Origin of the sequence: Proteus columbae, assembly GCF_002777965.1 — a bacterium.
Taxonomy (GTDB): Bacteria; Pseudomonadota; Gammaproteobacteria; order Enterobacterales; family Enterobacteriaceae; genus Proteus; species Proteus columbae.
The window spans coordinates 169,719-191,001 of sequence record NZ_NGVR01000028.1 but is presented as its reverse complement, the minus strand read 5'-3'; the positions used below and the strand labels follow the sequence as shown (position 1 = coordinate 191,001).

The following is a 21,283-nucleotide window of genomic DNA, read 5'->3' as shown; positions in this document are numbered from 1 at the left end:
AATAAGCAATGAAAACAATAAAACAATTTTTCTATTTAGTTTCACCTTTTTGGGGGCGGCGTGCCGCCCTCTACTGCTGGTTTCTATTGATTGTCTCGTTAACCTTAACCCTGTCATCGGTTTGGTTTAACGTCAAAATGAATGAATGGAATGGCGATTTTTATAACGCATTACAACAACTTGATGGACAAGCGCTCTACAAACTTCTTCAACAATTTGTGATTATTATTGCGGGATTAATTACTGTGGTAGTAATGGGCGATTTCTTACGCCAAAAAATGGTAATTCGCTGGCGAGAAGGCATGACTGAACAAGTGCTTGATCGCTGGTTATCAAAAAACAGTAAACACTACATGTTAAGACTCACTTCTCAAGAACCTGATAACCCAGATCAGCGTATTGCAGAAGATATTCGTTTACTGATCGAATCAACAATGCGTTTAACCGTGACATTTTTGCACTCGTTACTCACGCTTATCTCTTTTGCCACTATTCTTTGGTCTCTGTCTGGCGCTATTTCTTTCACATTAGGTGGTAGCGAGTGGACAATTCCTGGCTACATGTTCTGGGCTTGTATTATCTATACCATTATTGGGATCACCATTACGCAATTAATTGGTTCGCCATTGCGTAAAATTAATATGGATAAACAGCGCAAAGAAGCGGATTACCGTACCGCACTCATCACCCGTAAACAACATGGCGATGCGATTGCAGGTCAGCGTGGTGAAATCAGTGATCGTAACGAATTAATGAGTCGTTTTTTAGGTGTTATTCATAACTGGAATAACCTTATTCGCTACGAAAGAAATCTTTCATTCTTTACAGTGGGCTACCAACAAGCTACTGCAATGGCACCAATTATTTTTGCCCTACCTAAATTCCTTGCTGGTGAATTAATGCTAGGGGGATTAATGCAGTTGAGACAAGCATTCTCTAGTGTTGCAGGCGCATTAAGCTGGTTTATTTTCTCCTATAAAGAGATTGCAGCATGGCAAGCAACGGTGACGCGTCTTTATAATTTCGTGGTACTTTTAGAGCACGATCATGAGCCAGAAGTCGCTGATCTAAATGATAAACAAACTAAACTGAAGGCCAATCTTTCTCTATTTATGCAAGATGACAGCCTGTTAATCCAAGATATTAACTTCTCTGTAAAAGCGGGGGAATTAACCGTTATCGAAGGTTGTTCTGGTTTAGGTAAATCAACACTGCTTAGAGCATTAAGTGGACATTGGCCTTATTTCAAAGGGGAAATTCAACGCTCGCCAAATGTGTGTTGGATCCCACAGCGTATGTATCTGCCTTTTGCGCGTTTAGATAATTTGCTCGCTTATCCTTGTCAGCCTAATCAATTCTCCGCTAAGGAGTACGAAGAAGCGCTTCATTTGGTCGGCTTAGACAAAATAAAAAATCAACTTTCACTGGAAACTGATTGGACAACACGTCTATCCGGTGGTGAGCAACAACGCCTTATTTTCGCCCGTTTATTACTCAATAAACCAGAGCTTATTTTATTAGATGAAACCACATCAGCACTTGATGAACAAAATGCATTAAACATGTTGAAGTTGCTAAAACAACATCTGCCAACCGCAGGTATTGCCTTAGTCAGCCACCAGCGCTTTACACATGTGATTGCAGATAATGTGCTTTCACTCAAAGCCCCTATCGTATCCTCCTCTCAACCTGCTGGAGCTAGCGAATATGTATCGTAATTTATTAATTGTTTCAGTCAGTCTTTCACTTTTAGGCTGTGCTGCAAGCACCCCTAATCAAAATGACAAAAATACGCTACTACTGCGTCCTGATGTTCGCCATTTTACGCTAGATAATGGTTTAGACGTCTACTTACTACAACGCCCACAAACTGGTGTTGAAATGCGCCTTTTAGTAAAAAGTGGCTCCGTTCAAGAAGATGAAAAACAGCTCGGTTTTTCACATTTTACTGAGCATATGGCATTTAAAGGTACAACTCATTTTCCGGGTACAACGGGCTTTAAACAACTTGAAAGCCTAGGCATGAAATTAGGTAGTCATGTAAATGCCGCAACAAGTTTAAATGCGACAACTTATAAGCTGTCATTACCGAATGCAAACCCGATCCAAATTAAAACAGGGCTAAAAATCTTATCAGATTGGGCATTTGAAATGACATTTGACCCTATTGAGTTTGATAAAGAGCGCCCCGTTATTGTTGAAGAATGGCGTTTGCGCCAAGGTATCGGTTTTCGAATTAACCGCCAGTTAGAAGAACTACGTTATTACGGTAGCCGTTATCTGGATCGTGATCCTATTGGCGATTTAGAAATCGTTAAACATGGCGATGTGAAAGATGCAAAGCGCTATTACGATACTTGGTATCAACCAGAAAGAATGGCATTAGTACTGGTTGGTAACTTTAATCAGGGCGATGCTATTGCCGATATTAAGCAACTGTTTAACGCTAAAAACAGCGAGAATAAAGGGATTGATTCACCATCTTGGCACAATTTTATCGATCATAAAGATCTACTCGTTAAAACGATTTTCGACAAAGAGCAAGGTTCGCGTATTTTACAGTTCACTTTGCAGCGAACTTTACCAGCACCTTTAAATAGTCGCCAAGGTCAATATGAAGATTTAATGGATTCATTATGGCTATCAATTTTAAATCAACGTTTCTCCACTATCGTTGATAATGGATTAATAGCTTCTATTAGCGCCAATGCTCAAGGCGCAATGTTAGACTCTCGTCGTTCACAACAATTGATGATTGCGCATCCTAAAGGCAATGATTACCAAGGTGCATTAGATATCTTATTTACAGAGGTTCAACGCCTAGCCTCTGTTCCAGTTACTCAAGAAGAGTTAGATAATGCTCGCAACGCGATGTTAAAACGTCTAAGTCAACAAGCTGCTGGCGAAGAGCGTTACGAGCACGATTATTTAGCTAACCAAATCACTACTGCTATTGAATTGGATATGCCAATTCAAACTAAAAAACAGGCACTAAATTTAAGCTATCAATTAATCAATAAAGTTACCCCTGAAACATTGTCAGCTTATTTCGCCCAATATCTAAAGCAGTCATCACCACGAGTTGCTGTGATTGGCCCAGATAATGATGCCAATTTGTTTAATGCAACTAAAGCCGCACAGCGCTGGCAAGAAATTAGACAATCAAATCCGGGCGCATTTACCCTAAAAACGCAAGCCGTTGTATTAGATATTAAACCTAAGCTCACAGGTTCAGTTGTTTCAACGCAATCACTGCCGATTGAAAAAACACAAGAGTGGACACTAAGCAATAACGTAAAAGTGATTGTGAAAAATGACAGTTATCTCAAAGATAATATTCAAGTTTCACTGCGTATTCCGGGCGGTTCTTCTCTTGAAACAAATCAAAGCTTAGGTATGGTGCAATGGGCATTAAAATTACCTGAAGTAAGTGGATATGGTAATTATAATGCGCGTGAATTGGCGTTATTTACCAAGCAACATCAAATTAGTTTACGCCCTTATAGCGAACTGTTATTCCATGGTTTTCGTGGCGAAGCGCCGATTGATGAATTGGAAACCTTACTAACATTAATGCATCTAAAAGTGACTTCTCCACAGTTTAATGGCGAGAAGTTAGAGCAGCAAAAACAAGCCATGGCATTAGGTATTTCAAAAACACCTGTTGAACGTACTTTCTTAGATAACATCAATAAAGAAAGCTATCAAAATGGCGATCGTTTAGTGGTTTCCCCTCAAGGTGCTTGGAAACAGTTTACTGCCCAACAATTACAGCAAACCAACCAAATGATTTTAGGGCAACCTGCTGATATGACTTTAGTTATCAGTGGTCCAGTTAATCTAAATCAAGTTAAACCTCTTGTTGAACGTTGGATTGCGAGCCTGCCAACGCGTTCAGACCAACGCCTATTTTGGGCAGATCCCGCAATTAATCCTAAACTTACCTCGTTTAGCAAAACATATCCTATTGCAAGTAGTGATAAGAGCATGATTAGCATTCAATATGCGGCACCTGCTCAATGGTCACAACAACAAGTATTAGCGCTAAATTTACTAGATACGGTAATAAGCCAACGTTTAAGACTCAACCTACGTGAAAGAGCAGGTGGTATTTATTCACTTGGTTTCTCTGAAATGTTAACGAAAGTACCTACAAGCTACTATACTGGCCGTTTAAATTTTACGGCATCACCTGAACGTGCAGATGAATTAATTACTCTTGCTCGTAAAGTCGTAAATGAAGTTAAGCAGTCAGGCATTACAGATAAAGAGTTACAAGAGGCTAAAAATATCTGGCTAACTGAAAATTTACAGGTAAATGACAGTGCAAGCTATTGGACAGATGCCCTTGCACAAGTTGCAACTGATGACCAACAGTATCAGCGTTTGCTTACTGATCCTGCCATTATAAAAGCATTAAGTGTTAACGATATAAACCAAGTAGCTCGCCAGTGGTTAGGTGAGAATGAAAAGGTCTTTAAGTTAACGCCAGCAACCCAAAAATAAAAACGACTTTAGTTTATAAACAATAATTAACTACGTCGTCGAAAATAAAACGCCCAGTTCAAGATAAAACTGGGCGTTTATTCATCTATTTTAATCAAGTTATAAAGATAATATTCAAATTTATTGATTATTAAATTTATTAATCTTTTTTAACAGCAAAACGACCACTACCTAAAAACATGACAGCAATCGCGGCAAATAGATAAAAGCCCGCACTCTCTGGTGCCCATCCCCCTGTTTTAGGATTTAATGCAAATAGATCACCAGAGTGAACCATCAAGACAGCAACAAACATTGTACCAGCTAAAACAAGTGCCGATGCTCGAGTAAATAAACCGATAATCAGTAAGATAGGAGCAACCACTTCCCCGATCACTGTACCGTAGGCAATAAAGGCTGGTAAATTAAAATTAGCTAACATGCCCTGAATACCTGCTAATCCACCCGGTTCCATTTTATGAAGTCCATGTAATAACATTAAAACTCCAAGAGAAACACGTAGTACCAATTTACCCAAGTCAGAACAGTCAACAAGTTGATTAAATTTATTAATCATAACGTCTCCAAATTCAAAATAGTGATGTGTATTTTTAATACGTATTAATAGGTACTCTACATTATATGATGAAATATTATGAATGAGTGTGATTTTTATTATCACTATTTGTTCTCATTAACTAATTACTTAGATTATTATTGCTTTATCGCCCCCTACTCACCTTTTCCATGATTAAGATCACAACTTATTAACATAATAAACTCTTAATCACTCACTTCTCGTTATGCTAATAGATATCTCATCTGACCAGTCTAAAAAGGGTATCTGATGGCACATTATTCTCATCTATTTTCGCCTCTTGATTTAGGGTTTACCGTACTTAAAAACCGTATTCTTATGGGCTCTATGCATACTGGACTTGAAGAAAATCCGAATGATGCCCCAAAACTTGCACAGTTTTATGCCCAACGTGCAGCTGCTGGTGTTGCATTAATAGTGACTGGAGGGATCTCTCCCAATAAACAAGGTGTGTTATTACCGCACGCGGCGACATTGATATCTGAGAGCCAGTTGGCGGCTCATCAGCTTGTTACTGACGCTGTTCATCAACAAGACGGTAAAATTGCTTTACAGATCTTGCATACAGGTCGTTATAGTTACCAGCCAAACTTAGTTGCCCCTTCAGCTATTCAATCGCCAATAACTCCTTTTATGCCAACAGAAATGAGTCATGAACAAATAGAACAAACTATCGCTGACTACATTCGCTGTGCTCAATTAGCTCAAAAGGCGGGCTATGATGGTGTTGAGATAATGGGATCAGAAGGCTATTTAATTAATCAGTTTTTAGTCAGACACACTAATCAGCGAGACGATCAGTGGGGTGGAACTATTGAAAATCGTTGTCGTTTCGCTTTACGCATTCTTGAAGGCATAAAAAAAGCAGTCGGTGAGCAGTTTATTATTATTTACCGTCTTTCTATGTTGGATTTAATTAAAGATGGCTCAGATGCATCAGAGGTACTTTATCTTGCCAAAGCTGTTGAAAAAGCCGGTGCTACAATGATCAACACAGGGATCGGTTGGCATGAAGCACGAATTCCAACAATAGCCACCATGGTGCCAAGAGGCCAATTTGCGAATGTAACGCGTGAATTAATGGGAAAGGTGAATATCCCACTTATTACATCAAACCGAATTAACACACCACAAACCGCAGAAGCTATTTTAGCGGAAGGCTGTGCTGATATGGTTTCAATGGCTCGCCCTTTTCTTGCTGATCCTGAGTTTGTGCTTAAAGCACAACAGGGGCGCGAAGATGAAATCAATACTTGCATCGCTTGTAATCAGGCGTGCCTTGATGAAATATTTTCAGGTCAAACTGCCTCTTGTTTAGTTAATCCTTTTGCTTGTCGAGAAACTGAACTTCTGGTTATTCCAACTCAACAACCTAAAAAGCTGGCTGTTGTTGGTGCGGGTCCTGCGGGATTATCTTTTGCGGTAACTGCTGCGAAACGTGGTCATCATGTCACACTGTTTGAGAAAGAAGATGTTATTGGTGGACAACTGAACATTGCGAGCCAAATTCCCGGAAAAGAAGAATTTAAAGAAACCTTACGCTACTTTAAACGGCAGCTACAACTCACCGGTGTGATTGTTAAAAATAATACCGAAGCCACTGCTCATCATCTTGAAAACTTCGATGAAGTTATTTTAGCCAGTGGTGTTACTCCTCACAGCCCTGACATTGAAGGGCAAGATAATAAGATAGTTAAAACTTACCTTGATGTTTTAAAACACCATCAACCTGTGGGTAAAAATGTGGTGATTATTGGTAGCGGAGGTATTGGCTTTGATACCAGTCTCTATCTTACTCAAAAAGGGCAATGCAGCAGCCTAAGCCCTTGTGCTTTTAACAAAGAATGGGGCATAGATCCGACTCTTTCATCTCGTGGTGGCATCAAACCCGCTAATCACCTTAAAAACGATACTAAACACATTGTTATGACACAGCGTAAAGCCGGAAAAATAGGTTTAAGTTTGGGTAAAACAACAGGTTGGATACACAGACTTACATTAGAGAATAAAGGCGTTAAATTCTTAACAGACTGTCATTATCAAAAAATCACACCAGAAGGTCTTATGATTGAACAAGATGGAAAGCAACAACTTCTTATGGCTGATAATATTATATTGTGTACAGGGCAACGCGCTTATCACCCTCTATTTACGCCTTTAGAAAAAGAAAACAAAATAGTTCATCTTATTGGTGGAGCAAAAGATGCCAGTGCATTAGATGCAAAACGCGCTATTAGGCAAGGAACTGAGTTAGCACTTGCCATTTAAACCATTAACATGTTGATAAATAGCAAAAAGAAACCCCACATAAATGTGGGGTTCTATTTTTTATTATTGATTATTATTTTTACAGCTCTTCCTGTCTTACTACTTACCCTTTTTACCCATTATTTTTTTCAGTTAATGGATTATCTGAAATACGATTATCTTCAGCAATACAGACTGTTGCAGTGAAGAGAACATCCGTTGATGAGTTAAGTGCCGTTTCTGCTGAATCTTGTAACACACCAATCATCACACCCACAGCAACCACTTGCATAGCGATATCATTGCTAATGCCAAACATGCTACAAGCCAGTGGAATTAACAGTAAAGATCCTCCTGCCACACCCGATGCACCACAAGCACAAATTGCAGCAACAAGGCTTAATAATAATGCAGTTGGCACATCAACAGGCATACCCAATGTATTTACTGCCGCTAATGTCAAAATAGTGATAGTAATTGCCGCACCACCCATATTGATGGTCGCACCTAATGGAATTGAAACAGAATAAGTATCTTCGTTTAAATTCATACGACGGCACATTGCCATATTCACAGGAATATTTGCTGCAGAGCTACGTGTAAAGAAGGCAGTTACACCACTTTCACGCAGACATGCCCATACTAGTGGATATGGATTACTGCGAATTTTCCAAAATACAATCAGTGGGTTCACAACTAAAGCAACAAACAGCATACAACCAATTAGTACTACAAGAACTTGTAAGTAGCCTGCGAGAACTTCAAAACCTGTTGTTGCTATAGTTGATGACACTAAACCAAAAATACCGATAGGTGCTAATCGAATAACAACACGAACTACATTTGTTACTGCGTCAGCTAAATCTTGCGTTAAGGCTTTAGTGGTATCACTTGCATGGCGTAATGCTAAGCCAAGCCCAATAGACCACGCTAGAATACCCATATAGTTACCATTAATAAGCGCATCAACAGGGTTTGCGACCACATTAATTAATACGCCTTTAAGAACTTCAGCAATATTTTCAGGTGGTGACAGTTGTGATTCGTTAACAACTAGCGTTAAAACTGATGGGAACATAAAGCTGGCAACAACGGCGGTTAACGCAGCAAAGAACGTTGCTAACAGATATAAAATCAATACAGGGCGAATATTTGATTTCTGCCCTTGACGGTGATTAGCAATCGAAGCCATAACCAGTACCCATACTAAGATAGGCGCTACAGCTTTAAGTGCACTAATAAACAGGGTCCCTAATAGACTCATCATCTTGGCAGCTTCTGGCGCTAACCAAGCAAGTAAAATCCCTGCAACTAAACCAACGAGTATTTGTTTGACGAGGCTTCCCTTAAAGAACAGGCTGAAGACTCTGGATTGTTGTTTATCCATAGCTATTCCATTACTTAAAATAATATTTAAAAAAGGCATTTTTGAGTGTTTGCAATGCCAGTATAAGGAATTGAATCGCGCTGAAAAGCTGATTATGCAAAATATACAGCATTAACCGTTTTTGTTAACAATAAAATAACATAACTGTGATCATAATAGGATTTTGTTCTTTTTAATATACCAACCAGAAATGAAAGAAATTATTATTATCAGTAAGTTATACTTAGCCATCTTACTTGTTTTTTATTTTTTTGGGTTTTCGTCATCAACTGACTGTCTTTTTTATTAACATTATCACTAACAATTATTCTCTCTAACCTTCATTTATTTGAATAAATAATAAACAAAAAAAGATGAACAATATAAGCAAGATAACGTTTTATTTTTTCTCAGTTAATATTAAAAATTTATCTTTTATGATCTCTATAAAATAGAAAACACCTCTTAGTATTATCCATTCTCTTAAGGTTTTCTTTTTAAAAACTTCCTATTCTGAACTCAAAAAGAGATTAGATGTCTATTTTTCGAAATCCAATATCCATGTGTATGTGGTGTCGTCATCGAGTTGAAAAATTTTCTGTCTAGTTTTTCCTGATTTTGTTAGAGTGTTGCTGTTTTAAACAATGAAAAATAGACTCTATGAAGTAGAAAACGGGTAAATAGATTACAACACCTATTGATTTTATATTTACCCCCAAATGACTCAGTTTTAGGAAGCCTTTTATATGGAAATCGTAAGAGAGCTATTCTTGGCGCTATGGCATCAAGATTACGAAACCTTAGCTAATCCTTCATTAATATGGATTATCTACATTTTATTATTCACCATACTATTCCTAGAAAACGGAGTATTGCCCGCAGCTTTCTTACCAGGAGATAGCTTATTAATTTTAGTGGGCGTGTTAATTGCTAAAGATACAATGGATTTTCCATTGACCTTACTTATTTTGACCGCAGGAGCAAGCCTAGGTTGTTGGTTGGGCTATCTTCAAGGGCGATGGCTTGGAAATACGAAATTAGTACGCAGTTGGTTATCGCATTTACCAGAACATTACCATCAGCGCGCACATGGACTTTTTCATCGCCATGGCTTAGCTGCATTACTTATTGGCCGCTTTTTAGCGTTCGTTAGAACATTATTGCCAACGATTGCAGGCCTTGCTGGATTGAACAATACTCGCTTTCAAATTTTCAACTGGTTAAGTGGACTTTTATGGGTCGGTATACTGACCACATTGGGTTATATGTTAGGTAATAGCCCACTGTTTCGTCAGTATGAACACTATTTAATGAATATCCTTATGCTATTACCTGTTTGCCTATTAGTTATGGGATTAATTGGTAGCATCTGGGTTGTGATTAAAAAGAAAAAGAAAGTGAGCTAAAGCGCTACCTTTTCTAATAACATCAAGATATTCCGAATACAAAATAAAGTCATAATACTCATGCCAAAAGCCTGTTACAGATAACTGAACAGGCTTTTATTTTATTGGCGATTTATTCTTTTTTCATCGTAGATGATGCAGTAAATAATCTTGTTTCATTAAGATTTTTCTCTTTTCCCCCCTTAGGTCAATATTTAATTTTATTAAGAGATAAAATTGGTCTATGGTTATAAGTATTAACCTGTCATTATTAAAGGAGTTAATTATGTCTCATCAACGTTCAAATGAAGATCTGCGTAGTGAATTGAAATCTCTTGCTGATACTCTAGAAGAAGTGCTGAACTCCTCTGCAGATAAATCCAAAGAAGAAATCCAGAGCTTACGCGCAAAAGCAGAATCAGCAATCAAAGGCTCTCGTGCAAAACTCAGCGATGCAGGTCGAGAAATTGTCGATAACACCAAAGAAATAGCCGGAAAAGCAGATAACTATGTTCGTGAAAATCCATGGACAGGTGTCGGTATTGGTGCAGCTGTTGGTGTTGTTCTTGGTGTTCTACTAGCAAAACGCTAATTTATAATGAGTGATACTCAAAGACCACAGGGCCCCGCATCTGGGGTTCTGAATTCTCTCAGTAAGATTGGCGCTATCATGATAGGCATGGTTGAAACTCGCCTACGGTTAATTGCCATTGAACTGGAAGAAGAAAAAACCACGCTTATCCAGCTTATTTTAATGGCTGGTGTTACTTTGTTGCTCACCGCCTTTGGCTTAATGAGCCTACTTATTTTGATTTTTTGGGTTATTCCACCTGAATATCGAGTCTATGCTTTAGCCATCACAACGGCTACTTTACTCTTTTGTGCACTGATTGGTGCCATCATGACATTAAGAAAAGCGCGAAATTCCACCTTATTAGGCGATACTCGCCAGCAATTGGAATTAGATAAACGTCTTTTGGAGCAATATCATGATGAACAAACAAAATAAGCAGGCGATCCTCGCAAGACGTAAAAAGCTGTTGTTGAATAAAATTCAGCAACAGCGTACTGATTTAGGGCAAAGCACGCAAACTTGGCTTGATGTAACAGAGCCTTATGATAAAGCGTGGCGAATTATCGTTTCGTTAAAACCCGCACTTTTAGTAGGAGCCAGCTTTATTTCTCTTTACAGCATTAAACATCCTAAAAAAATCATACGATTAGGGCAACATGCTATCGGTGCAATTGGTTTAATTCGTACAATCCAAAAGTCCTTCAAAAAAACCTCAGATTGAACATCAATTTTTTTGTCTAAGAATGTTAATTCTTCTTAATATCCTCTTTGCTCAATTCACATTATTGTATATCTCACAACGTAGCCGTGGTTATTAATTCTAAAAATAGAAAATTAACCAACGAAAATACAAACATAAGCAGATATACATTGCAGATAATAGAGTTTGATTAGGAATAAATACCATGAAAAAATTTGAAGACATTGCGTTATTAATTGCCCGTATTTTAATGCCGATTTTATTTATCAGCGCAGGCTACGGAAAAATTGGTGGTTACGAAGGTACACAGCAATATATGCAAGCAATGGGCGTTCCAGGTTTCTTATTACCACTGACTATTTTATTAGAATTAGGCGGTGGATTAGCAATCCTATTTGGTTTCTTAACTCGTACAACAGCAATCTTTACTGCGGTATTTACTCTTCTAACCGCACTACTGTTCCACAGTAATTTTGCTGAAGGCATGAACCAATTAATGTTTATGAAAAATATGACAATCGCAGGTGGATATTTATTACTAGTTATCACAGGTCCAGGTAAATGGAGTTTAGACCGTATTTTCAATAAAAACTGGTAATAACAAGTTTTGAAAAAAAAGATCCTCTAGGGGATCTTTAAATCGATAAGAACCCGATGTTTTAAACATAGGGTTCTTTTTTTAACTGTATTTATATAATTTTTATTAATTTCCTTTCTGTTCCTTTCTATTACTCCCATCCCTTCCCCGAAATCACTCTATGAGTGAAATTTTTGCCTTCATTTAAATGAATCTTCTGTAATGCACGAAATTTTAGATGCGGTTTTTTTAGACGTTGATGATAAAAAATCGTAGTTTGCTTATTTTTTTGAAAAATGTGTTATTTTTTCTTTATAAATCAATACTATTACAATTTGAAATAAAATACACATTTTGTTACAAAGTTTAAATCCATGTACATTAGAACTGACTGGCTTTAGCGAGATTTCGGACATTTACGAAAGTGAATGATATAAGTAAATACACTTATTTTAAGAAACGAAAGCAGTAAATAACGTGTGAACAATTATTTTACGCTAAGTCACTTATCCTACGAGGATACAACGTTCTTCTTTTCCGTCCACTCCCTTTACTTCCCCTTGAAATTACTTAAGCCACTCTAATCAAATCGCAGTGCGCACTGGCTGATTTTTTGAAAAGGACATCAACAATAATAGTTTTGTTGAGAAACAATTACTGATAGTTAATTAAGGACTTGCCATGCCAACTCCATGCTATATCTCCATTGAAGGAAAAACTCAAGGCAACATTACTGCGGGTGCATTTACTGCTGAATCAGTAGGAAATATTTATGTTCAAGGTCATGAAGATGAAATGCTAGTGCAAGCATTCTCTCATGTTGTGACAGTACCAACCGACCCGCAATCAGGTCAGCCTTCCGGTCAACGTGCCCATAAACCTTTCCGTTTTACTGTCGCGTTAAACAAAGCTGTTCCTCTGCTGTATAACGCATTAGCCTCTGGCGAAATGTTGCCGAAAACCACCTTAAAATGGTATCGCACCTCGGTGGAAGGGAAGCAAGAGCATTTCTTCACTACCACTTTAACCGATGCGACCATCGTGAATATCGATTGCCAAATGCCACACTGCCAAGATCCGGCTAAATCTGATTTCACTCAACTGATCGAAGTGTCTCTTTTTTATCGCAAAATTGATTGGGAACACACGGTTGCAGGGACTTCAGGCTCTGACGAGTGGCGTGCGCCACTCGAAGGTTAATCCTTTACGCTTTATTTATGGGCTCTGTATGAGCCCATTGTTATCTGTGTTTTTTGTCTTTTTTATTGCGTATTTGTCACAGTTAAATGGGAGCTTTTATGTCAACGAATGACGCTAACAATAACCCTAAACCCCGTTTGGTATTAGATGATCCGATCTCATCACCCTCCTTTAAAATGGGGATGACATTCTCTGAACAACAAGCGCGCATTAAAAAATACAGCGAATTACTCGAAACGTTAGGTAAAGGATTACTGCACACGGGGTTAGTGTTTACTTGCCAAATTGGTGGCTTACCCGCAAGCACCTTTCAAGTCACCCAATTTGATTTAAACGAAGGGTTATCAGAGCTTTTCACGCTGTCGATACATGCGGTGAGCGAGCAAAACGACATCGATTTCTCTAATCAATTAGGCGTAGCTTCATCGTTAACAGTCAGTCGTGATGGTAAAACACTCCGCACCGTTCAAGGTTTGTTGGCAAGTGCTGAACAAGGTAATACCGACGGCGTTAAAACGTGGTATCAATTTGTTATTCGCCCTGAAATGTGGGTGATGACGCTAAATCAAGATAGCCGAATTTTCCAAAATAAAACGGTACCACAAATTCTTCAGCAATTGCTGGATGAAGCGCATATCAAATATGACAACCAGTTCTATCAACCTGAGCTGCATCAAACTCGTCGCTATATTACTCAAAAGCGGGAATCCGCTTATGCGTTTTGGTACCGTTTAGCGTTTGAAGAGGGGATCAACTTTTGGTTTGAAGAAGGACCAAAGCTGTTTTATAGCGATAACCATTTAGGGATGACCGCGGGGATCACGCTAACCTATAACCCACAAGCTGAAACCGATATCACCGACACCACTGCTACCGCATGGCGCTATACCGAACGTTTATGCAGTGATGTGCGCATTGATAAAGATTATAACCCTCTGCGTCCTTCTTATCCGTTATCACAAGAAACAACGGGTGACGTTCATCAACGACATCCTGTATTTGAAAGCTATGGTCGCTTTCAAGAAGATGCCCATGGTCAACCCTTGAATCAACTGCGTTATGAACAATCGCAAAACCATCGTCAAACCGGCTCGGCAAGCACCAACTGTTTTGGATTAATGCCGGGCAAAGTGTTTACCTTAATTAATCACCCCAGTGCACGAATGAATTCGCGTTGGCAGGTGATTAGTGCCTCGCATCACGGCGTACAACCTTTAGCGGATAATGGTGGTGGCGAAGGTACCCAGTTGAGCAATCATGTTACGTTTATTCCCGGCACACAAGAATGGCGACCGCCTTTTCATTATAAACCGCTGGCGGATGGTGACGAGTTAGCGACCGTCGTTGGCCCAGAGGGTGAAGAGATTTATACCGATGAACAAGGTGCGGTAAAAGTTTATTTTCACTGGGATAGACGCGGAAAGCCTGATCATAGTGGTTCGTGTTGGTTGCGGGTTGCACAGGGTTGGAATGGCGATGGCTACGGCTTTATGGCGATCCCCCGTATCGGTCAAGAAGTGATTGTCTCTTATTTAAATGGTGATATTGATAGACCGATTATCACGGGTTGTACCTATAACGGTCGTAATGCGCCACCATTGGATTTACCCAAAGATAAAACCCGAACCACCTTTCGCACCAAGACGCATAAAGGCACAGGATTTAATGAACTGCGATTTGAGGATGCCGGCGGACGCGAAGAAGTGTATTTGCATGCGCAGAGGAATTTAGCTATCAATGTTCTCAATTCACAGGGAATGCGTATTGACTACGATAGATCAACAAGTATTGGACATGATGATGAGCTAGTTATTGCTAATAATCGTGTTGTTACCGTTGATGGTAATCAATCACAAAAAACAGCAGGAAGTTAATATTGGTTAATATACACTGTTGATTAAAAAGAGAACTAGATAGTTTTTTATTATCCGATGCATCGCCAAACTCCGTTATTAAGTAGGGAATATGAGATGCATTGGATAAACAATATCCCTGTCGCGCTAGAAGGACATAAAGTACAATGCGGTTGTTTAAATGGTTGTGTATTAGTGGCAGTGGAGTGACCCATTCTTAATTAGGCGGAACCTTCCGCCTAATATTAGCATCTCTATTTGCATCGATATCTAAAACATAAAAAAAATTATCTACAAAAACTATTTTTTATCATTTGCAAAGAGTTTAGGTATTTCACGTAAACACCATGATTTTGCTTCGCCCATGCTGTCTCTTCGCCATGCCATAATAATATTATTTTCATGGTGATACTCTGGACCAACAACGCGTAAACGCCCTTCTTTAAGATCGTCTTCAATTAAATCAATTGGCATCGTCGCCACACCTAAACCCGCAATTAAAGCACGGCGTTTATCTTCAATAGAACTGACCGTTAAACGGCGCTGTTTATCCAATAGCAGTACAGTTAAAACTGGGCGCTCTCTTGCAGTATCAGCAATGGCAATGCCTCGATATTTTAAGCGAGTTTCTTCTGCTAATGGCTCAGGTTCGTTATGGATGGGGTGATCTGGGCTGGCAACATAAACGCTAGTGGTATTATATAAAGGACGAAAGTTGATTTCTGATGAAGTGCGAAAATGCATATCGGGTGAAATCACAATATCACATTTACCGCTTTCTAAGCTTTCCCAAGCACCCGCCAAGACTTCAGTCACTAAAGAGAGTTGGGTATTGGATTTTTCAGCTAATTTATCAACCAAAGGAAAGAGTCGAGATGCAGGGGTAAGAGCTTCACAAACGATGGTGATATGAGGCTCCCAACCTCTTGCTAAGGCTTCTGCGTCTGACGTTAATTTGTCGGCAGCCTCAAGTAATATGCGTCCTCTATCAAGCAGCATTCTGCCAACATTGGTAAATTTAGTTCTATGGCCAGAGCGGTCAAAAAGGACAACATCTAAATCTTCTTCTAATTTTTGCATGGTATAACTGAGTGCCGATGGAACTCGATTTAGTTCATCAGCCGCAGCTGCAAAACTCCCTCTACGATCAATGGCATCCATGACTCGTAAAGATTCCAACGTAATTGCTTTGTCTTTACTCATTATACTTATCTCTATCAAATAATTTGATTATAGGCACCAGATTAACTTGCTAACAATAGACAGTCCATACCTCTATGATAAATATATTGATAATCTACTCGAAAAATACCGCTATGATAAAATACAGAACAGCACAACAGTGTGGTAAAGCGGATTATGGTTGGCTACAAGCTCGCTACACATTTTCCTTTGGCCACTACTTTGACCCTCATTTTTTAGACTATGGCACACTAAGAGTTCTCAACCAAGAAGTGCTTGCCCCAAATTCTGAATTTAAAGCAAAGACTTACCCTCATGTTGATGTGGTTAATCTGATCCTTCAAGGGGAAGCGACATACCTTGATAATATGGGACGTACAGTAACGGCAAAAGAAAATGAGTGCTTACTTATTTCACCTCATAATACTGATACGTATATAGAGAAAAACAGCAGTTCTGATACACCGTTAACCCGTATTCAGTTGTGGTTAAATGCGTGTCCACAACAAGAAAGTTTAGCTTCACAAAAATTGGCTTTAGATGAAAACCTAAAATATCAATTGTTAGCTTCACCTACGGGTGATGATGGCTCGTTGATGTTAAGGCAAACAATTTGGCTCTATCATATTCATTTGCAAGCAGGCGATGAAATTACACTGCAAATAAAAGGACAAAAAGGCTTTTTACAATCCATAAAAGGCGGCACCTATTTGCAAACGTCAACACAAGAAAATGGGCAAATTCAGTGTGGTGATGGGGCTTTTATTCAAGACAGCCATAGTATCACGTTAAAAAGCTCGGCTGAGTTTCGTGGCTTGTTTATTGATATTATTTCGTGAAAGTTGATTTAGATGGGCTTAAAAACAGAAAACCCTCGAAACACAGTGTGAATCGAGGGTTTTTTATGAGGTGAGTTGACCGTTAAGCCGGGTTCTGTCGTGGACAACCATTCATCTAGGCCAGAACTTGCGCGCTGGCTCCAGCAACCTACCCGGGTTCAATGCGGGCCGCACCATAAGAACCCCTATTTGGTCTTGCTCCGGGTGGAGTTTACCATGCCACAAACTGTTACCAGTTGCGCGGTGCGCTCTTACCGCACCCTTTCACCCTTACCTGATCCTGTAAACAGGCCATCGGCGGTTTACTCTCTGCTGCACTTGTCGTAGGCTCGCGCCTCCCAGACGTTATCTGGCACCCTGCCCTGTGGAGCCCGGACTTTCCTCCCCTCTATCCGTCTCCCCCGAAGGGACAACGATAAAGCAGCGGTTGTCTAGTCAACTCAGGGTGCGGATTATAGGGATTTTGGTAGAAAATGTATAGCAAAAGAAGCTAAAAAATCACTTTACTCGTCTTGAGCTTCACCATTTTGCTCAATGACATGTTTATAGAGTGCATTTTTCTTCACGCCATAAATCTCAGCAGTGACGGCTGCCGCTTTTTTCAGTGGTAACTCTTTTTGTAAAATCGCAAGTGTCCGTAATACTTCTGGGGAGAAATCGTCATCAACGGGTTTTTCATAACCTTCAACAATTAATACCATTTCACCTTTACGGCGATTTTCATCTTCAAGTACCCATTTAAGTAATTCACCAACAGGCATGCCTTGAATAGTTTCCCACGTTTTTGTGAGCTCTCTCGCTAATACTACGTAGCGATCTTCACCCCAAACTGTCACCATATCAGCTAAACTATCTAACAGCCGATGTGTTGATTCATAAAAAATCAATGTACGAGGCTCTTCTGATAATGCGCGTAAACAATCCTGACGACTTTTTGTTTTTGCTGGCAAAAAGCCTTCATAACAAAAACGATCAGAAGGAAGCCCTGCTGCAGAAAGTGCCGTAATAGCAGCACAAGCGCCGGGTAATGGCACAACATTGATGCCATTCTTACGACATTGATTGACTAAATGATAGCCAGGATCGTTAATTAATGGTGTACCTGCATCAGAGACTAATGCGATACTTAGCCCCTGTTGTAATTTGCTAATTAATTGATCCGCTTTTTGCTGTTCATTATGATCATGTAACGCATACAAACGTGCGTTAATGGCAAAGTGCTGTAATAGAAGCCCTGTATGACGGGTATCTTCTGCAGCAATTAAATCGACATGAGACAGCACATCAAGTGCCCGCTGGGTGATATCGCCCAGATTACCAATAGGTGTGGGTACTATGTACAGTGTGGATGTCGTTACCGCTGCTCGATTAGGTTGATTCATTGTTTATTCCGAATGACCGATTTAAAATTGAGCATAATTATAAAACATCACTGGGTACAGTATGCTTTCCTCAATTTTTGTGCGTTTTAAAACAGGTTTATCCTATACTGCGATACTCTCTGCGTTGATTATGTCAGGTTGTACCCTGACGGGGCAACAAGAACAACCTCTCACTCCAGCTGCAAAAGCAGAAATGGAGATGAAACAATTTCAAAAAGTGATTGATGATGCTCAAGGGCTAGCATCTTTAGATGTTATTAGAGCCTATATTGGGTTAGAAACATTAATTACTGATCCACAACTGCATCAGAAAAATATTGATGATACATGGCTCACGCTAACCAAACTCACACCAGAGCAACGCCGTGGCGTTGTTATCAAAGCAGATGAAAATACACTGCAAGGTTGGTTAGATTTACTGAATACCTATGAATACAACAAAGATGACGCTGATAAGTTATCCACAGCGGTCAGAGAATGGCAGACTCGCTATCCTCGTAATCCAGCTGCGTTAACCCTTCCAGCATCATTATTACGTCTTTCACAACCCTCTGTGAGTACAAGTAGCCAAATCGCATTATTATTGCCTTTAACAGGGCAAGCGAAAGTCTTTGGTGAAGCTATTCGCCAAGGTTTTCTTGATGCACAAAGTGGTTTACCGCAACCTCAAGCTATGCCAGCGCCACAAGCACCTAAAAATGACGACAGCCTTGCATCAATTTTAGAAGAATTAGGCATCAGTAATACAGAGACACCTGCAACAGATACAGCAAAAGAAACAACCGAAAATACGCAAGCGACTCAAGATCAAGAAAAAGAGAGCTCAACATTTTCTGGTGATACAACATTACGCTTAGATCCTGTTGCACAAAACTCTCGTCAAGTGATTGTTTATGATACCAATAGCCAATCTATCGACGTTTTATTGAAGAAAGTACAGCAAGACGGAGCCAACTTAATTGTCGGCCCACTGCTAAAACCTGAAGTCATGAAGACGATAGAGCTTCAAAGTGGTTTACCTGTATTAGCACTCAATGAGTTAGATAATGTGCCTTCTGCAACCACGGTTTGCTTCTTCTCGCTTTCACCAGAAGATGAAACACGTAATGCGGCACAACATTTACGTCAGCAACAAAAATCAAACCCATTAATTATTGTTCCTGATAATAAATTTGGCCAAAGAATGGCACAAACATTTGCTGATGAGTGGCAACGCACGGGTGGTGGCACCGTTTTACAACAAACATTTAGTTCTGTTGATAGCTTAAAAGCCTCTATTAACCGTGGTGTGGGTATTCGTATGACTGGTACACCTGTACTACCAACAGCTAATGCACCTTTGCCATTAGAAACGCAATCTATTCCATCTGCGAGTGGTGCTATTGATTCGGTTTACATCATTGCGACTAGCGATGAATTAACCTTAATTAAACCAATGATTGATATGGCAATCAGTACCCAAAAGCGTCCACCAATTTATGTTAGTTCGCGTAGTAACCAAGGTGGAACAGGCCCTGATTTCCGTATGGAGATGGATGGTATTCAATTTAGTGATATTCCATTGATGACTGGCGCTAATTTGCCGTTAATGCAAAAGGCATCAAGCAAATTTGCGAACGATTACTCATTAATGCGTCTTTATGCCATGGGAATTGATGCATGGTCATTAGCAAACAATTACAATGACCTGACAAAAGGCACATTACGTTTTAATGGTATTTCAGGTTCATTGCGTGTTGAAAACAACTGTACTGTTTATAGAGAACTTCCTTGGATGCAGTTTAAACAAGGTAAAATTGAACCTGTTGTACAGTAATACGCATATTTAGTTATCATTAAAATAAACCGCCATAAAGGCGGTTTATTTTATGTGTGAGATAAAGAAGGAAATCATGGATGATTTTTTCTAAAAGTCCTTATTTTTTAGGGCTATACTATGAGAAAAAAGCGCTAAAATATTTACGCCAACAAGGATTAATATTGATTGAGCGTAATGTCCGATATCCCTGTGGAGAAATTGATCTTATTATGCAGGAAAAGAGGACATGGGTATTTGTTGAGGTTCGTTTTAGACGTAACATCTTATTTGGTGATGCAATAAGCTCTATTACTACCTCAAAACGGCGTCGCTTATGGCGTACAGCAAGATGTTGGTTAGCTCAACGCCAAGAAAGTATCGAGACTTCAGACTGTCGTTTTGATATTTGTGCATTTAATCAACGCCAGCTAATATGGTTAAAAAACATTCTCGATTATACGGAATTTATTCGTTAAATTAGATTATATAGGTCTTAACGTGCTTGATAGAATCAAAGTCTGCTTTACAGAGAGTATTCAAACTCAAATTGCAGCAGCAGAAGCATTACCAGATGCCATTTCCAGAGCCGCCATGATGATGGTTCAATCTTTGTTAAACGGCCATAAAATATTAAGCTGTGGAAACGGCAGCTCAGCAGCAACAGCACAGCGATTTGCCGCAAGCATGATCCATCGTTTTGAAACTGAGCGCCCAAGCTTGCCTGCATTATCGTTAAACACAGATAGCGTTGTGATGACTGCAATTATGGGGAATCAGCAGCACGATGAAATCTATGCAAAACAAGTGCGTGCATTAGGACAAGCAGGAGATGTGCTACTTGCTATCTCAACGCACGGTAACAGCAGAAGTATTATTAAAGCCGTTGAAGCCGCTGTTACACGAGATATGACCATTGTTGCATTAACAGGTTATGATGGCGGAGAGCTTGCTGGGTTATTAGGCCCTCAAGACGTTGAAATTCGTATTCCATCTCAACGTACCGTCAGAATACAGGAAGTTCAGATGCTAACAGTTAATTGTCTCTGTGATTTGATTGATAATACATTATTCCCACATCAGGATGACTAAGGAGTTAC

Annotated in this window: 18 protein-coding genes and 1 other RNA gene; 14 read left to right on the top strand and 5 right to left on the bottom strand. The window is 39.5% G+C overall.

Annotated features, from left to right (window positions below):
- Nucleotides 1–8: 8 nt before the first annotated feature.
- Nucleotides 9–1,718 carry an ABC transporter ATP-binding protein/permease gene (locus tag CBE70_RS15425; protein ID WP_100160006.1) on the top strand — a complete coding sequence of 570 codons (1,710 nt, stop codon included), beginning with the start codon at nucleotides 9–11 and terminating at the stop codon, nucleotides 1,716–1,718.
- Nucleotides 1,708–4,506 carry a M16 family metallopeptidase gene (locus CBE70_RS15420; protein WP_100160005.1) on the top strand — a complete coding sequence of 933 codons (2,799 nt, stop codon included), beginning with the start codon at nucleotides 1,708–1,710 and terminating at the stop codon, nucleotides 4,504–4,506. Before CBE70_RS15425 ends, CBE70_RS15420 begins: the two co-directional genes overlap by 11 nt.
- A gap of 139 nt (nucleotides 4,507–4,645) precedes the next feature.
- Here the strand turns inward: CBE70_RS15420 and CBE70_RS15415 are convergent, their stop codons facing one another.
- The gene (locus CBE70_RS15415) at nucleotides 4,646–5,062 is read right to left on the bottom strand and encodes a DoxX family protein (RefSeq protein ID WP_075671373.1); all 417 of its coding nucleotides are present in this window, start codon (nucleotides 5,060–5,062) and stop codon (nucleotides 4,646–4,648) included.
- A 270-nt stretch (nucleotides 5,063–5,332) separates the two neighbouring features.
- Between CBE70_RS15415 and CBE70_RS15410 the strand changes: the two genes are divergently transcribed.
- Nucleotides 5,333–7,351, top strand: coding sequence for an NADPH-dependent 2,4-dienoyl-CoA reductase (locus tag CBE70_RS15410; RefSeq protein ID WP_100160004.1), 2,019 nt, complete (start codon nucleotides 5,333–5,335; stop codon nucleotides 7,349–7,351).
- 112 nt (nucleotides 7,352–7,463) lie between these two features.
- On the opposite strand, the gene sstT is transcribed toward CBE70_RS15410, so the two are convergent.
- Entirely contained in the window at nucleotides 7,464–8,717 is a 1,254-nt protein-coding gene (sstT, locus tag CBE70_RS15405; RefSeq protein WP_098941179.1) for a serine/threonine transporter SstT, read from the bottom strand.
- Between the two features lie 725 nt (nucleotides 8,718–9,442).
- Here sstT and CBE70_RS15400 point away from each other — a divergent pair.
- The 7 genes from CBE70_RS15400 to CBE70_RS15370 all read left to right on the top strand — a co-directional run bounded on the left by CBE70_RS15400 (nucleotide 9,443) and on the right by CBE70_RS15370 (nucleotide 15,006).
- Complete coding sequence (locus CBE70_RS15400; RefSeq protein ID WP_100160003.1) at nucleotides 9,443–10,102, top strand: DedA family protein; 660 nt, start codon at nucleotides 9,443–9,445, stop codon at nucleotides 10,100–10,102.
- 265 nt (nucleotides 10,103–10,367) lie between these two features.
- On the top strand, nucleotides 10,368–10,673 hold the full coding sequence (locus tag CBE70_RS15395; RefSeq protein WP_098941181.1) for a DUF883 family protein: 306 nt from the start codon (nucleotides 10,368–10,370) through the stop codon (nucleotides 10,671–10,673).
- A 6-nt stretch (nucleotides 10,674–10,679) separates the two neighbouring features.
- Nucleotides 10,680–11,090 (top strand): phage holin family protein, encoded by a 411-nt coding sequence (locus CBE70_RS15390; RefSeq protein WP_088493780.1) that lies wholly within the window; start codon nucleotides 10,680–10,682, stop codon nucleotides 11,088–11,090.
- Nucleotides 11,071–11,376 (top strand): YqjK-like family protein, encoded by a 306-nt coding sequence (locus tag CBE70_RS15385; protein ID WP_232797408.1) that lies wholly within the window; start codon nucleotides 11,071–11,073, stop codon nucleotides 11,374–11,376. Before CBE70_RS15390 ends, CBE70_RS15385 begins: the two co-directional genes overlap by 20 nt.
- 184 nt (nucleotides 11,377–11,560) lie before the next feature.
- A complete protein-coding gene (locus CBE70_RS15380; RefSeq protein ID WP_023580968.1) occupies nucleotides 11,561–11,953 on the top strand; it encodes a DoxX family protein in 393 nt (130 codons plus the stop codon).
- A gap of 660 nt (nucleotides 11,954–12,613) precedes the next feature.
- Nucleotides 12,614–13,132, top strand: a complete 519-nt coding sequence (locus CBE70_RS15375; protein ID WP_100160002.1) for an Hcp family type VI secretion system effector — start codon at nucleotides 12,614–12,616, stop codon at nucleotides 13,130–13,132.
- Nucleotides 13,133–13,230: 98 nt separating this feature from the next.
- Nucleotides 13,231–15,006 carry a type VI secretion system Vgr family protein gene (locus tag CBE70_RS15370; RefSeq protein WP_232797407.1) on the top strand — a complete coding sequence of 592 codons (1,776 nt, stop codon included), beginning with the start codon at nucleotides 13,231–13,233 and terminating at the stop codon, nucleotides 15,004–15,006.
- A gap of 279 nt (nucleotides 15,007–15,285) precedes the next feature.
- On the opposite strand, the gene CBE70_RS15360 is transcribed toward CBE70_RS15370, so the two are convergent.
- Complete coding sequence (locus CBE70_RS15360) at nucleotides 15,286–16,188, bottom strand: LysR family transcriptional regulator (RefSeq protein ID WP_100160001.1); 903 nt, start codon at nucleotides 16,186–16,188, stop codon at nucleotides 15,286–15,288.
- Nucleotides 16,189–16,301: 113 nt separating this feature from the next.
- On the opposite strand from CBE70_RS15360, the gene CBE70_RS15355 reads away from it, so the two are divergent.
- Nucleotides 16,302–17,006 carry a pirin family protein gene (locus CBE70_RS15355; RefSeq protein ID WP_100160000.1) on the top strand — a complete coding sequence of 235 codons (705 nt, stop codon included), beginning with the start codon at nucleotides 16,302–16,304 and terminating at the stop codon, nucleotides 17,004–17,006.
- Nucleotides 17,007–17,073: 67 nt separating this feature from the next.
- On the opposite strand, the gene rnpB is transcribed toward CBE70_RS15355, so the two are convergent.
- Together rnpB and rsmI are read right to left on the bottom strand one after the other, a co-directional pair.
- An RNA gene (gene rnpB, locus CBE70_RS15350) (RNase P RNA component class A) lies at nucleotides 17,074–17,449 on the bottom strand.
- Between the two features lie 60 nt (nucleotides 17,450–17,509).
- Nucleotides 17,510–18,388, bottom strand: coding sequence for a 16S rRNA (cytidine(1402)-2'-O)-methyltransferase (rsmI, locus tag CBE70_RS15345; protein ID WP_023582842.1), 879 nt, complete (start codon nucleotides 18,386–18,388; stop codon nucleotides 17,510–17,512).
- Between the two features lie 61 nt (nucleotides 18,389–18,449).
- Here rsmI and CBE70_RS15340 point away from each other — a divergent pair, with 61 nt between their 5' ends.
- The 3 genes from CBE70_RS15340 to diaA all read left to right on the top strand — a co-directional run bounded on the left by CBE70_RS15340 (nucleotide 18,450) and on the right by diaA (nucleotide 21,275).
- Entirely contained in the window at nucleotides 18,450–20,204 is a 1,755-nt protein-coding gene (locus CBE70_RS15340) for a penicillin-binding protein activator (RefSeq protein ID WP_100159999.1), read from the top strand.
- A gap of 80 nt (nucleotides 20,205–20,284) precedes the next feature.
- A complete protein-coding gene (locus CBE70_RS15335; protein ID WP_100159998.1) occupies nucleotides 20,285–20,662 on the top strand; it encodes a YraN family protein in 378 nt (125 codons plus the stop codon).
- 22 nt (nucleotides 20,663–20,684) lie between these two features.
- Nucleotides 20,685–21,275, top strand: a complete 591-nt coding sequence (gene diaA, locus CBE70_RS15330; protein ID WP_004245257.1) for a DnaA initiator-associating protein DiaA — start codon at nucleotides 20,685–20,687, stop codon at nucleotides 21,273–21,275.
- Nucleotides 21,276–21,283 lie beyond the last annotated feature (8 nt).

Excerpts from the sequence above, each read along its gene's own strand:
- CBE70_RS15425 (WP_100160006.1), top strand. The coding sequence starts at position 9 with ATGAAAACAATAAAACAATTTTTCTATTTAGTTTCACCTTTTTGGGGG.
- CBE70_RS15395 (WP_098941181.1), top strand. The coding sequence starts at position 10,368 with ATGTCTCATCAACGTTCAAATGAAGATCTGCGTAGTGAATTGAAATCT.
- CBE70_RS15340 (WP_100159999.1), top strand. The coding sequence starts at position 18,450 with ATGCTTTCCTCAATTTTTGTGCGTTTTAAAACAGGTTTATCCTATACT.
- CBE70_RS15370 (WP_232797407.1), top strand. The coding sequence starts at position 13,231 with ATGTCAACGAATGACGCTAACAATAACCCTAAACCCCGTTTGGTATTA.
- CBE70_RS15380 (WP_023580968.1), top strand. The coding sequence starts at position 11,561 with ATGAAAAAATTTGAAGACATTGCGTTATTAATTGCCCGTATTTTAATG.
- rsmI (WP_023582842.1), bottom strand. The coding sequence starts at position 18,388 with ATGAATCAACCTAATCGAGCAGCGGTAACGACATCCACACTGTACATA.
- CBE70_RS15420 (WP_100160005.1), top strand. The coding sequence starts at position 1,708 with ATGTATCGTAATTTATTAATTGTTTCAGTCAGTCTTTCACTTTTAGGC.
- CBE70_RS15415 (WP_075671373.1), bottom strand. The coding sequence starts at position 5,062 with ATGATTAATAAATTTAATCAACTTGTTGACTGTTCTGACTTGGGTAAA.
- CBE70_RS15375 (WP_100160002.1), top strand. The coding sequence starts at position 12,614 with ATGCCAACTCCATGCTATATCTCCATTGAAGGAAAAACTCAAGGCAAC.
- CBE70_RS15390 (WP_088493780.1), top strand. The coding sequence starts at position 10,680 with ATGAGTGATACTCAAAGACCACAGGGCCCCGCATCTGGGGTTCTGAAT.
- sstT (WP_098941179.1), bottom strand. The coding sequence starts at position 8,717 with ATGGATAAACAACAATCCAGAGTCTTCAGCCTGTTCTTTAAGGGAAGC.
- CBE70_RS15355 (WP_100160000.1), top strand. The coding sequence starts at position 16,302 with ATGATAAAATACAGAACAGCACAACAGTGTGGTAAAGCGGATTATGGT.
- CBE70_RS15360 (WP_100160001.1), bottom strand. The coding sequence starts at position 16,188 with ATGAGTAAAGACAAAGCAATTACGTTGGAATCTTTACGAGTCATGGAT.
- CBE70_RS15335 (WP_100159998.1), top strand. The coding sequence starts at position 20,285 with ATGATTTTTTCTAAAAGTCCTTATTTTTTAGGGCTATACTATGAGAAA.
- CBE70_RS15400 (WP_100160003.1), top strand. The coding sequence starts at position 9,443 with ATGGAAATCGTAAGAGAGCTATTCTTGGCGCTATGGCATCAAGATTAC.
- CBE70_RS15385 (WP_232797408.1), top strand. The coding sequence starts at position 11,071 with ATGATGAACAAACAAAATAAGCAGGCGATCCTCGCAAGACGTAAAAAG.
- CBE70_RS15410 (WP_100160004.1), top strand. The coding sequence starts at position 5,333 with ATGGCACATTATTCTCATCTATTTTCGCCTCTTGATTTAGGGTTTACC.